At 36.1% G+C, this 12599-nt stretch carries 11 protein-coding genes; all 11 read right to left on the bottom strand.

Annotated elements, in window-relative coordinates; all coding sequences use genetic code 11:
- Positions 1-399 precede the first annotated feature (399 nt).
- Positions 400-1335 carry an NAD(P)/FAD-dependent oxidoreductase gene (locus ACMX9J_RS15970; RefSeq protein ID WP_337050309.1) on the bottom strand — a complete coding sequence of 312 codons (936 nt, stop codon included), beginning with the start codon at positions 1333-1335 and terminating at the stop codon, positions 400-402.
- Positions 1336-1371: 36 nt separating this feature from the next.
- Positions 1372-2016 carry a GTP cyclohydrolase I FolE gene (folE, locus tag ACMX9J_RS15965; protein ID WP_416225973.1) on the bottom strand — a complete coding sequence of 215 codons (645 nt, stop codon included), beginning with the start codon at positions 2014-2016 and terminating at the stop codon, positions 1372-1374.
- Between the two features lie 39 nt (positions 2017-2055).
- Entirely contained in the window at positions 2056-4605 is a 2550-nt protein-coding gene (locus tag ACMX9J_RS15960) for an EAL domain-containing protein (protein ID WP_416225972.1), read from the bottom strand.
- Positions 4606-4931: 326 nt separating this feature from the next.
- On the bottom strand, positions 4932-5291 hold the full coding sequence (locus ACMX9J_RS15955) for a helix-turn-helix domain-containing protein (protein WP_416225971.1): 360 nt from the start codon (positions 5289-5291) through the stop codon (positions 4932-4934).
- A 154-nt stretch (positions 5292-5445) separates the two neighbouring features.
- Positions 5446-7221, bottom strand: a complete 1776-nt coding sequence (locus ACMX9J_RS15950) for an ABC transporter ATP-binding protein (protein WP_416225970.1) — start codon at positions 7219-7221, stop codon at positions 5446-5448.
- Between the two features lie 94 nt (positions 7222-7315).
- On the bottom strand, positions 7316-8488 hold the full coding sequence (locus tag ACMX9J_RS15945; protein ID WP_416225969.1) for a nucleotidyltransferase family protein: 1173 nt from the start codon (positions 8486-8488) through the stop codon (positions 7316-7318).
- Positions 8485-8964 carry a lasso peptide biosynthesis B2 protein gene (locus ACMX9J_RS15940; RefSeq protein ID WP_416225968.1) on the bottom strand — a complete coding sequence of 160 codons (480 nt, stop codon included), beginning with the start codon at positions 8962-8964 and terminating at the stop codon, positions 8485-8487. Before ACMX9J_RS15940 ends, ACMX9J_RS15945 begins: the two co-directional genes overlap by 4 nt.
- A 43-nt stretch (positions 8965-9007) precedes the next feature.
- Entirely contained in the window at positions 9008-9307 is a 300-nt protein-coding gene (locus ACMX9J_RS15935; RefSeq protein WP_416225967.1) for a lasso peptide biosynthesis PqqD family chaperone, read from the bottom strand.
- Positions 9300-10232, bottom strand: coding sequence for an aldolase (locus ACMX9J_RS15930; RefSeq protein WP_416225966.1), 933 nt, complete (start codon positions 10230-10232; stop codon positions 9300-9302). The genes ACMX9J_RS15935 and ACMX9J_RS15930 overlap by 8 nt, the downstream gene beginning before the upstream one ends.
- A gap of 93 nt (positions 10233-10325) precedes the next feature.
- Complete coding sequence (locus ACMX9J_RS15925; RefSeq protein WP_014461234.1) at positions 10326-10451, bottom strand: paeninodin family lasso peptide; 126 nt, start codon at positions 10449-10451, stop codon at positions 10326-10328.
- Between the two features lie 14 nt (positions 10452-10465).
- On the bottom strand, positions 10466-12403 hold the full coding sequence (locus ACMX9J_RS15920) for an asparagine synthase-related protein (RefSeq protein WP_416225965.1): 1938 nt from the start codon (positions 12401-12403) through the stop codon (positions 10466-10468).
- Positions 12404-12599: the final 196 nt, after the last annotated feature.

Genomic DNA, 12599 nt, shown 5'->3' with positions numbered 1-12599 from the left:
ATCAGCTTTACAATCAAATATCTTTATACGCTTCATTTCTATTTTTTAATTTGGTAAAATAACACATATAAGGAGGGATAACTTGAACTACATTGCTAAAAAACATTACCTATTTTCTAGAGGTTCTTTTCAAATCGCTACCTTTTTATTGCTTTTCTCACCTCTTTTTACTCGTTCATTTCAGAAAGACGTAGGATCTTATGTAATATTATCTTCGATCATGTTTCTTTTTAATGCGACCACTGAGTATATTCTAATTAAAAAAATAAGTATTGCTCCTCAAAAGTACATCCCTTTTTTCCTAATAATTTGTCTGCCTATAAATATTGTTCTCTTGTGTTTTTTTTATTACAGTACGTAAAAAAGCATCTATCAAGCTGATAGATGCTTTTTAATTTGTTAAGCCTCGTTTAACAGATTTGATATGTGCTTGGCTACAATTGTTCCTTGGCCAGCTGAGGAGCTGATACTTGAAAACAAAGGAGTCGTACACGCATCTCCGACTGCATAAATAAATGGATTACTGCTTTGATGGACATCGTCGGTGACAATAAGCCCATTTTGTGCCGTAGCTACTTTGCCTTTAATAAGATCAACGTTAGGTGCTACGCCCAGCCTGATTAGGACCGCATCTACTAACAAGTTCTTGCTCTTATACTCTTTGTTCTTACACTCTAAATCAATGGATGTAACATGACGATCCCCATGGATTGCTGTCACCTCGGTATCAGTCATGACTTTAATACAAGGGTTAGAAATAACTCTTTCAACATACTGCTCTCTTGCTTTAAAACGCGTAGAACGGTGAATAAGATATACTTCTCTTGCTTTTGATGATAAAAGATGTGCTCCTTCAAAAGCGCGGTCTCCTCCACCAATAATAGCAACTGTTTTACCTTTTAAGCGTTCGCCGTCTGCTGAAGCTGAATATACTTCTCCTCGGTCAATCATTTGCTGCTCACCGGGTACTCCAAGCTTTCGCTGACTAGAACCGGTGGCTAAAATGAGATACGTATAGCAGATTTCCTGTTCTTTAGCTTGCTTCTTAACTTTCACAGTTTTGGAACGTTCATCAATGAAAAGTACTTTTGTATTTACTGCATATAGGCAGTCCATCTCAACAAAGTGCTTCACCATTTCACGCTGCATTTCTATTCCATTCTTTGTACGCATTCCAGGGTAGTCAATAATTTCATTAAAGATGTTAAACAGCTGACCTCCTAATTGTGACTGTTCTTCAAGAAGCAAACAGTCAATTCCAAGCCTCTTGCACCATATAGCAGCTGAAATGCCGGCCGGTCCTCCACCAATAATTAGTACATCAACGTGTCGCATAAAGCTTACCTCGCTTCTACTTCTCAGCTTCTATCACTACATTTGTCTCTGTAAAAGAGATAAAAATTCTCCTCGAACTTCTGGTTTTTCCATAAATGTGCCTCGAACGGATGAAGTGGCCGTAGAAGCTGAAGATTTTTTAATTCCTCTTCCGCACATGCACATATGCTTCGCTTCAATAATCACCATAACTCCTTTTGGTTCTAACACTTCTTCGATCGCATCTGCAATTTCATTTGTTAGACGTTCTTGAACTTGAAATCTCTTTGCGTACCCTTCTACCGTACGAGCGATTTTAGATAAACCTGTGATTTTTTTATCCGGTATATACCCAACGTGAGCAACGCCAAAGAACGGCGCAAAGTGATGTTCACACATTGAGTGAAATTCAATGTCGCGTATTAATACCAGTTCATTGTGATTCACATCAAATGTTTTTTCCAAATGAGCTTTCGGATCTTCTCGGTAGCCTTCCGTGTATTCTAAAAATGCTTTTAACACGCGGTACGGCGTCTCTTCAAGACCGTCTCTTTCCGGATTATCTCCGCATAAATCAATCAGTTCTTTCACCGCATTCATAAATGTGTCAGCTTGACATATTTTTTTATCTATTTCAGTTGAATTAGTGCCTACTGTTTCTAAAAATTTTTGAGCAATTAAATTTTGTGTACTAAGTGCCATGTTTCTATTTCCTCTTTCCTGTTTAATTAATTTTCTATCTCAATCGATACTTTGATCATCGCCTCTACAAAAAAATGATTCAAAGCCTTCTGCGCATAGCGGCCGACTAAATAAGTATCCTTGCATATGCACACAGCCATTTTTAAGTAGAAAATCTTTTTGGTAGTCTAGCTCGACGCCTTCTGCAATTACATTTAAATTTAAGCTTTCAGATAAGCTGATAATTGCTTGTATAATCTTACGGTTGCTGTCATCTTCGTTCATATCCATAATAAAAGATCGATCGATTTTCAAACAATTTATAGGCAAGTTTTTCAAATAACTCAACGAAGAGTAACCTGTACCAAAATCGTCGATAGAAATTGATATACCATATTCTTTTAGTTCATGTAAAGCTTTAATTGTTTCCTGAGTGTTAATAAGCAGTGTGCTTTCAGTGATTTCCATTTCAAAGCTTCCTGGGTTAAGGTTATACAAGGAGAGAGCCCCCTTAACCTCATGAACTAGTAAAGAAGAGTCCTGAAACTGGCGTGGTGAAAAGTTCATTGCCAATGTTAATTCTTGATTGAACATTTTATTCCACTTGCTGATTTGACAGCAGGCTATATTCATCACACTTCCCCATAAGGAATGAATCAAACCCGCCTCTTCCGCTATACCAATAAATACCTCAGGCGAAACAAATCCAAGCTCTTCATCATGCCAGCGCACAAGAGCCTCTACTCCTGTTACCGTATTATGTCTAGCATCTACTTTCGGCTGGTAGTATACCTCAATTGTTTCTTTTTGAATAGCTTTACGCAAACGTTTTTCAATTTGCATTTTTTCAGTTTGTTCTTTATTTAATAGCTGATGGTAGGTCACGACTTTATTGCCACCTTGTCTTTTAGCAGCATACATCGCCATGTCAGCATACGTAATGAGTGTATCCAGATTTGTAGAATGCTCCGGATAAAAACTTAAACCGCTGCTTATACTTACAACTATCTCATCACTTTCGATATAGCAAGGCTGCTGAACATCTAAAATAATTTTCTTGGCAAACTTTTCGACCTCTACAGGTTGAAAATCGCTGAATAAAACTACAAATTCATCTCCTCCCTGCCTTGTCAAAAAGCTATTGTATGGAGGCAGGCAAGCTTTAATTCTATTCGCTACAAGCTGTATCAGCTGGTCGCCTTTTGAATGGCCCAACGTATCATTAATGTCTTTAAACCGGTCTATATCCATAAACAGTACGGCTACATGTTTAATTGATTTTTGCTCTGATTCCATTAAACGCTTATTGAGTTCTTCCTTGAAATACCTTCTATTGGGCAGTCCTGTTAAAAAATCGTGATACGCATGAAATTCACTTTCTTCTTGACTGCTTTTCAAATCATTCAAATATGTTTTCAAGAAATGTGATAAATGATTAATATTTTCGATAAGACCTCCCAGTTCATCCCTTCTTCTTACAGTCGATAGTTCACCGAAATTCCCTTTTGCAATATAATTCACGTGCTCCACCAAATTTTTAATAGGGCGTGTAATAGACGTAGAAAAGATAATGCTGACGATCAGTACAAGGGTGATAAAAGGGAGAGATAAAAGCAGATGCTTCACTAATTCATCATGAAGCTCTGTTTCAATCAAATCATAATCATAGACGACCCCTATGACGTAGGAAGCAGATTTTTCTTCCTTGATTGGTACAAATGTTTTCAGTACTTTTTTCTTGTTGATTTCTGAAAGATAGCTTTGCGACATGCCTGTTTTCAAGGCATTTTTAATAACTGTTTTATCGCGGTTCGTATTTTGATATGTATATGTTCCATACCAAATTGGCTGATCTTTCATTTTCACGTATCGATTTCCATTCAAATAGACGCTTTGATTTTGTTTCCCAAAATTATTGGGATTAAACACTGTTAATTCAAGAACACCCTCTAAACTCTTCGTAAAGCGATTCATAACATTAGTAGGGCCAAACTGCTTTTCAATATCTATTACATTCTTATCACGAAAATATGGGTTAATAATATAGTTAGTCGAACCATCATAATAATATCCCCATTTATCAACATGCTTTGGATTACTAGAAGCTACTTCAATTGGACCGCTCCAAAAGTCGGGCAGAGCCATACCTTTTTTTGTAGTGACCGGTCTATTAGCCAGAAGCTCTTGAAAAGACGTGTACCAATACCCCCATTCTTTAGTAGACATATTAATTTCTTTTGAGTCTGACGACCTCACACCAATAATGTCATCTCCGCTAGGAGCTAATAATGTAATATGAGATACCCTGAGCTGCTTTGCTAACTCCTTAAGCTGCTCATTACTTATATCCTGATATTTAGAAGGCAGAGAACGCTGTATAGCAATTGAAGCTGTTCTTAATTCCTGTGCCATTCTATCTTCCATATACAAAGCGCTATTTTTAGAGTTTTCTACCTCGTATGCAATTTCTTCCGTTACAAGAGTAATTTCTTTTTGATTAAAATCTATTAATCTATTTTTAGATCTAATGTAATGCAAAGTGTTATTCGCCAGTAAAATACACAACACTAGCAACGTAAAGAACAGCGATATTTTTTTCTTTATAGACACAAGTGCTGGCCTCCCATTGGTACCAAAACGCTCTTATATTTTTAAATATATAATAAATTTCTTTGTGTAGCGGTATATTTATTTTAATTTTCACAAAATAATCAACTCATGCAAAAAACCAACCGATGCGGTTGGTTACTCTCAAAAAAATATGTAAAATAATTCAATATAAAAACTTTTATTTACACAGATAGAATAATTTTATATTCTTATAATATTCTATCTGTTTTTTCAAAAATATCAATGGATAAAATTTGTCTTTTTCGTAAGATTAACTTTCTTTTAAGCTGCGAAGGTATCTTGGCACTATCTTCTTTTTAACACACTTATATTAAATTACCTAAGTCACTTAAAGGAACTTTTTCTCTTTTCCAGACGACGATATCAATAGAATCTCTTAGTTCCTTAAGCTGTAAGCTGTCTAAAGTACTGATATGGCTTTTTATACAGCTGAAAGAATCATCCATACTCTCAGAACCCAACTCTTTTATTTCCCAGCTTAAAAGAACAGCGGGGTGCACTTTAAGGGCCTGAGCCAGCTTTTCAACTACATCAATTGTTGGATTAATACAAATATCACGTTCGATATTGCTTAAGTAAGATTTAGCAATGTCAGCACGTTCGGCAAGCTGTGAAAGCGACAGCTTTTTTTGCATTCTTATTTCTTTTACACGAGGACCAATCATTATTATTAAGCACTCTCCTTATTAAAATGTAGATTTAGCTTAAGGAACACCGTTAATAGTTATAAGTGAAATTTTTAATAATATTGCGCCTTTATTTTATTGTGAGTTAAACATCAAATAGATTATGCTGATAAATTAAGAGCGCTTACCTTTATTAAACAGTTTGAAATTGTCCTTCTAATAATTTATGAAACGCGCCTTCTTCAAAGGCCAGCTGATTAAAGCTCCCTTTTTGAATCACTTTTCCTTCTTCCAACACAAGAACCTGATCTGCAGCTTGTATAGTGGACAGCCTGTGAGCTACAACAACAATCGTTACTTTCCCTTTTAACCGGTCAATTGACTCTTTAATTTTATTCTCATTATTAGTATCTAAAGCGCTCGTAGCCTCATCTAAAATGAGAAGAGCTGGTTTTTTTAGAATTGCTCTTGCCAAAACAAGCCTTTGACGTTCTCCGCCCGATATCTTCATTCCTCTATCTCCGATAACAGTATCTAGACCCTGAGGCAAATTTCTTACAAACTGATCTGCCATCGCAAATTCTAATGCTTCCCATAATTCTCTTTCACTAGCTTGTGCATTCACCGTCAGTAAATTCTCTCTTACGGTAGTGTTAAATAAGAACGAGTCTTGAGGTACATAGCTGATGGCTTGTCTTAAAGACAGTAGGAGTTCATCTTTAAGCGGGTGACCATTTACAAGCACCTCGCCTCTTTCAGGAGAGTTCAGTCCCATTAATAAGTCAATAAGCGTACTTTTTCCAGCTCCAGAAGGACCTACAATAGCGGTCATTTGGTTAGGAAGAATAGTCAAGTTAATATCTTTTAACGTATAACTGTCTTTTTTGTAGCGGAAATAAACGTCTTTACACTCTATTTGCGTCTCTGTAATTGGCGAAAGTGCGTCTGCTTGCTTGAATTCTTGTTCTTTAGAGCAGTCCTCTATGAGCTTCTTAACAGCCTGACAAGCGGGAAGAGTCGCTGCTATTTGTTCAAAGTTTGATTGAATCGCAATAAATCTCGGCCATAACCGAGAGAAGATAAGAATAATTAACAAAAGCTGCTCGCCTTGAGCATGAAAAGCTTTTACAGATATAAATATAAATACTGCAACGAGAAGAGCCGCACTCACTTTATATACTAGCTGAGAGCTTGACTTAAGTTTTACATATTCAATTTGTTCTGCATTCATTCTCGAGGTTAAAGAACGCAGCCAATCAATATAGCTGTATTCCAATTTATTACTCTTAATATCTTTAATGCCACTAAGCTGATCTGTGATTCCAGCCATGTAGTCTTCCCCTAATTGAGAGGTTCTACGTCCTAAGTGTCTAGATTTTTGTACGAACTTTCTTGAAAGATACCCTAGTATCAAACCAAACAGCACGATAAAAAGAGTCATTTTGACAGACAGCCACAGGGCAATAGCTAATTGTATAATCATAAAAATAGTATTAGACAGCAGCTGAAGAGCAAAATTAATACCGCCTATCACACGTGCCAGCTCCGAAGTTAATAGGTTAATAAGTGTTGACTTTCGTTTTTTTAAAAATAACGCCCACTTCGAGTGCAGCAGCAAGCTGTAAATTTCAATTCTTAAGCCTCTGCTGAATTTTTCTCTAATCTTAACATCTCGAATAGCTAGGCTTCTCTGCAGGAGATTCTGCACAATAATAATTACTACATACATGCACAAAATTAACGGTAAATACAAAGACGACGGCAATGCGGTAAGGAAATAAAACAGCTGACTGAGCTTGCTAGACGCAGTATTTGCTTCTATTACTCCACCAATGCTTAACAACGGGATAATCAGCAAGATGCCGAGTCCCTCCATTAAACTAGCAATTGCCATACCAAAAACATTAAAATATATAATTTTCCCTGCTGAAGAATGCAGTTTCTTAATATAATACAGTAGCGGTTCCAATATACGTTCTTCTGCCTCCTATCAGTTTGACCTATAAAATATCTATCCCACCCGCGCTTAATTCACATGTGCTAACCATTTTGCAAGAAAAAGTTTAAAATAACACTGGCTTCTTTAGTTTTCTCCACGACCACAAAAATGGTCTTAGTAAGAAATATAAAAAATACAAATTTTTCGGTAGCCTAAAGGTTCGTTCATCTAGAGGGTTGGGATAAAATGAAATAATGAAAAATTTACATTTTTGTCGTTTGGTTTTTATTGAGAATAAATAGTTTTTATAGGACTTTTCTAGATTTTTCGGCTGAGGATGCACATGTAATTGAACCATTTTCTTTATATAAGGAATTGCTTTTTCTGCTAATCGATTAGCTCTCCTCGTATTTACAATATCCTGAATCTCTTCATGTACCGGCGTTTGAAAAAACAGAGTAGATAATTGAAATGCCTGCCCTACTAAGTGCTTCTGCTGATGCCTGATTGCCAGTGCCTTAAAACGCACATAGTTGATATCTTTGTTCCTTACCATTTGGTCAATATCTTTTAACCAACGTAGGCGAAACCAGCCGTGACGAGCCCCATGAGAAATTAAATACAGCAGCAAATCCTCTGTACCCATAAAAGATATAGGATGCTTGGTTAATTGACTTTCTCTTTTTCCGTTCCACAGTTCTTCAAACCTCGTTCTTTTCATTGAACGAGGGTGCAGCCGCCAATGAACTTCAACCTGAATCTTTTTTTCTGGATGATAATAGGCAATGTGGTGATGGCGCCATTTTATTTCATTTAATACAGTTGGTATTTCTTCCTTTTCGTAGCCTAGGCTGAGAAGAATATTTTCTCCTTTTTCCAGTTCTTCCTCTCTCACTAAAATATCCAGATCTTTGGACATTCGAAGAGAAATATCTCCAAAAAGATCATTAGCAACCGGCGGCCCTTTTAAAAATAAAGTTTCAATATTATTTTCGTTAAACACCTTATCTAAAGTTTCCATTTCTCCAGTTAGCTGAAGCATCTTAAAGGTATTTTTTTTATATTCTTGAAACAGCGCTTCTATCACATGCGTCGGAACAACATCAGGCCTATCTTTTAACCTTATATAAATTAAAGGACAAACTCGATGATGCTTTACTAGCTCAAGAAAATGATTCCAATCAAGCTCTTTTAAGGGTATGATTTCTTCAGATGTGTTCTCTTCTCTTAACAGCATCAATAAAAAATGAAGCTCTTTGGACTGACTTGTATCAATTATTGGTTGTTTATCTATCATCGTTTTTCCTTTCGATTCCCTTTATTATTCAAGGTTTTAGAGAAGTTCCCTACGACTGTAAACCTTTCCATTCCCTCTGACCCTGTTACATATGTTGAGCCGCTTCGCAGCCAGGCATGCGCAATAAAATTCCCGTTTTCATCTTTTCCCGTACCTAAATACAGCGTGCTCTCAATACGGCGCCTTTCTAGCATCTTCATACCTGCGAAGGCTTTTACGAGACATTGACTTTCCCACAAAGTATATCTGCTCATTTGATAGATAGCGTTCGAAATATGCCTTAACGTTTTAGTTTCATAGCTATCTTCATCCATGCTGCTTTCTTTCATATGCTCTCCTAACATAGGGGTAACCTTTGAAAATGGCAGTGCTTTAAGTATTCTTCCGTAAGCAAGATAATAAAATGCTTCGATTAACAAAAGCTTTTGACTGGTATCTAAGCATAAAAAATTTTTAGCTTTTTTTATCAATTTCATTACAGCTACTCCAATATTATTCATATAAAATACACATAAAAATTTAGTCTTCCACAACCAGCTCAATCAAATTTTCTTGATACATGTTCTCTAAAAATGAAATAACTTCTTTTTCACATTTATCCGTTTGAACATCGTACTTTTTTACAATATGATTCACTAATTCGTTTACTTGTGTGGGTTTACTAATACCTTCCCAGATATCTCCTCCAATTTCACCTAGGTTGTAGTACTTACCGTTTTCAATATTTAGCATAACTTTCTCATTTCCCATATCACTTACGATATTTCCCTCACTCTGTGTTACAACATGCTTAGGTAGAATCTGCTCTGATTTAATCAATTAAATTCCCTTCTTTCACTATATTTAGTATTTTGGAGACCGACTCATACGGGGTAAAGTTCGAAGAAGATCGCGTTACTTGAAACGTATTTACGCTTTTAAGAATCTCTGAAGAATAAATAAAATGCCACTCCTTTAACCCTAGCCTCTGCAAAAGTGAACCTCGAAACGTATGGTGAAGTAAAATCCGAAAGCTTTCTAATCCATTTGTTTGACGAATTTCTACAGATTCCCCGCTCCCTTTTACAAGCTCAAAGATGCCAGCTAAAGGAATTGGTTGATTATAAAAACTGTCTTTTACGGGCACTGAATATTTTGTTTCTCTTTCAAACAAAGGATTATATTTTCTGGAATCAATCCCGAACTCGTTTAAGCTTTCTTCCCACAGCTTTTGCTGAGGATATGTTGGTTGAACCATCGGAATACGCTCATCTGAAAACGTAAGAGGAATGACATCATCGCTTATAAGCTTATATCCTTTCTGAATAAAAGCTGACGCCAAGGTAGACTTTCCGGCTCCAGAATTGCCAACGATAGCATAAGCTCTTCCATCTATAGCTATTGCACTGCCGTGGAGAGGCAAAGTTTGCTGCTGCATTAAAATGACTCCCATACAAGTTCCTAGCACATATAGCCTTGCTTTAGCTTCATCAAAGTCATTAAGGGGTGCTACTATAATTTCTTTTCCGTTCTTTATAGAAAATATAGCTAGACTAGGAACTTCAAACGCTACGTAATGACTTCGGACCGTAAAGCCGTTTTTTTGATCTAATTCAATTTTGTCTATTAATAAGTCTGAAAGTTTAATAGAAACGTCTATATGATCACCTGGAAAAACTGGACGATTTAATTCTGGCAAAGACAGCTCACTCAAAATATTTAGCCCAAAAGCATCGTAAGTATATTTTTTTTTGATACTAATCATTAATTTCACTCCAGATGTTATTAATTTTTTGAAAAGCCCTCATACAACTTAATGTGTATCAGGGCAATTATTGTCTATAATCATTTATTCAAATTAGCTGTAATGAACTGTTTCGTCTGGATCTGGCTGTACCGCATCAGGAATACTAGTTCCTGGACCGGCCATCGTCATATTTACATCAAGTACTTCTAGTACTGGCTTTTTCCACTCTTTTTTCATAGTTTCACCCCCCTTCAAAGAAACTTATTTATAAATCGATATACTATTAAGCTTCGCATTAACAGTTTAAAGTCAGTGCTGAATACAGATTCCGGTTTAGGATTGTCCCTTAAATTTGCCAAAGCGGCCTTTATTAAGGTCACATCAAAATATTCAGCTATAAAATCAGAGTTTGTTACTTTTTCCATTTCATTTATAAACAAATTCCATTCTGGTATCATACGCTGAATACCATCTGCTCCTTGCAAGCCCCTTGTTCTTTGATTAAGCCTTATATCGTCGGGAAGAACATTCTTAGTTGCTCTTCTAACCAAAGATCTATCTTGACCATTTTGAACAAACTGCGTTTCAGGAACTGATAAACAAAAACGAATAACTCTTAAATCGTTTGTCGGATCACGATCCCATAAAGAATGATATAACGAAAGCTTTGTCGTATATGTACCGTTAATACTCCAGTAATATGGCTGTAAAAACTGTGTTTTCTTTATTTCATAAGCGCTTTTAGTAAGTAAGCCATCCGTATTGATGTCATGTTCTTTTAGTCTGGCATATACATCAAATCTCTGGGCAAAGTCAGGATTAATGATAGGTGGATATGGTGTACCCTGCCTTGATGAGATGAGCGAATGCAACCTTGGAAAAGCTTTTTTCGCTACTACTGGAAGAACACGAGATCTTCCTACTCCTAAATTCCTGCTATACAAACGTAGCTCTCGCAAAAATTTAGCTAGATTTCCCTTCTTTAAAAGCTGTGCCTGATAATCTAGCGCTGGCCCCCAGGAAATTGTCCAATTCCCCCTCTGCCCATTTAGTAAAACTCCTACTCCTTTTTTAGAGGCTTGTTCATAAATACCTTTAAGCCAAAAGCTGTTTTCAAAGAACTTGTAAGGTGTTTCTAATATTTCAAGCCATTCATCAATTTCGGAAAAAGGACTTTTTTCTTCAAAATTAAAATAATTATCTTCTATATTACCTATGTAATTAACAGTTGATTTGATAAAGGGCTTTTCATTTGCCACTCTGCTTTTAGGCGACCAATCCTCAAACTCATTTATTGGGATATAGCTAAATGTATGTAATTTTTTGTTTTCTTTATAAAGAGATTTAGAAGCAAAACCAGCTACTGATCCTGAATCCAATCCTCCGCTTAAGTGAGCGCCGACCTGTAATCGGGTTCTTAGCTTAGAATCTACAGCTTGCTGAAATACATCGCGAAATGCTTCTTCGTACTCTTCGTTTGATTTTAGTTTTAGCTTTTTCTCTTCTCGCACTATGCAATACCTTTTCACTTCAAGCCGATTATGACAAATGGTTATTGAATGGGAAGGCGGTATTTGTTGAATTTCTTTATAAACAGTTGATGCAGCATCCGTTGACTCAAATGTTATTGGAATGGCTAAAAATTCTGCAAGCCACTCTTCATTTAAAGATTTTTTTATATAAGGTAGCGAAAATAACGGATTAATAGCGGTGCAAAAAGCCATGCTTGTAGCATTTTTGAAAAAATATAGAGTACGGTTTCCTGAAAAATCCCTTGCTCCAAATAACTTTTGCTGTTTCTCATCCCAAATGACAAAAGCAAAGTCTCCCACTAGAAATTTCGGAGCTTCTTCTCCCCATTTATGATACGCAAGCAAAATCAGTTCACTATCTGTAATTTTCGTTTTATAGATATCCTTGATTTGCAACTGATCTACCAATTCTTCACGGTTATCAATAATCGCATCTGCGGTAATAGCTAATTGCTTCTCGTAGTCATAATAAGGTAATTTTTCTCCAACAGATTCTGACGTAATCCATTGAGTATGGCTCAAAAGTGCAACACTTTCTTTTTTCCATACCTGTATGTCATCAACTGGATATTTGGATAAAGCTTGAAGAACGTTAGCTACCTCTTCATGAGATACGGGATTGTTATTGAAATGGTAAATTCCAGCTATTGCACTCATATTTTCTCCTCTCACGACTTCCTTGTTCTTTATTAAGAACAAAGATAACCACTACACCCTGTTATTTGTCATATATATCTAATCAAACTTTGTTTTTAATTCTTTTTTACTAAATAATCACCAAGTAATGACTATTATAGAGAACAAACTACAAAAAGTAAACCTCAATAAAGAACATTTTTTCGATAAATATCCA

Origin of the sequence: Priestia sp. RMT2NF4 (assembly GCF_047872835.1) — a bacterium.
Taxonomy (GTDB): Bacteria; Bacillota; Bacilli; order Bacillales; family Bacillaceae_H; genus Priestia; species Priestia zanthoxyli.
The sequence above is the reverse complement of the archived record's forward strand: the minus strand, read 5'-3'. Positions and strand labels throughout refer to the sequence as shown.

Excerpts from the sequence above, each read along its gene's own strand:
- ACMX9J_RS15930 (WP_416225966.1), bottom strand. The coding sequence starts at position 10,232 with ATGATTAGTATCAAAAAAAAATATACTTACGATGCTTTTGGGCTAAAT.
- ACMX9J_RS15945 (WP_416225969.1), bottom strand. The coding sequence starts at position 8,488 with ATGATAGATAAACAACCAATAATTGATACAAGTCAGTCCAAAGAGCTT.
- ACMX9J_RS15925 (WP_014461234.1), bottom strand. The coding sequence starts at position 10,451 with ATGAAAAAAGAGTGGAAAAAGCCAGTACTAGAAGTACTTGATGTAAAT.
- folE (WP_416225973.1), bottom strand. The coding sequence starts at position 2,016 with ATGGCACTTAGTACACAAAATTTAATTGCTCAAAAATTTTTAGAAACA.
- ACMX9J_RS15920 (WP_416225965.1), bottom strand. The coding sequence starts at position 12,403 with ATGAGTGCAATAGCTGGAATTTACCATTTCAATAACAATCCCGTATCT.
- ACMX9J_RS15955 (WP_416225971.1), bottom strand. The coding sequence starts at position 5,291 with ATGATTGGTCCTCGTGTAAAAGAAATAAGAATGCAAAAAAAGCTGTCG.
- ACMX9J_RS15940 (WP_416225968.1), bottom strand. The coding sequence starts at position 8,964 with ATGAAATTGATAAAAAAAGCTAAAAATTTTTTATGCTTAGATACCAGT.
- ACMX9J_RS15970 (WP_337050309.1), bottom strand. The coding sequence starts at position 1,335 with ATGCGACACGTTGATGTACTAATTATTGGTGGAGGACCGGCCGGCATT.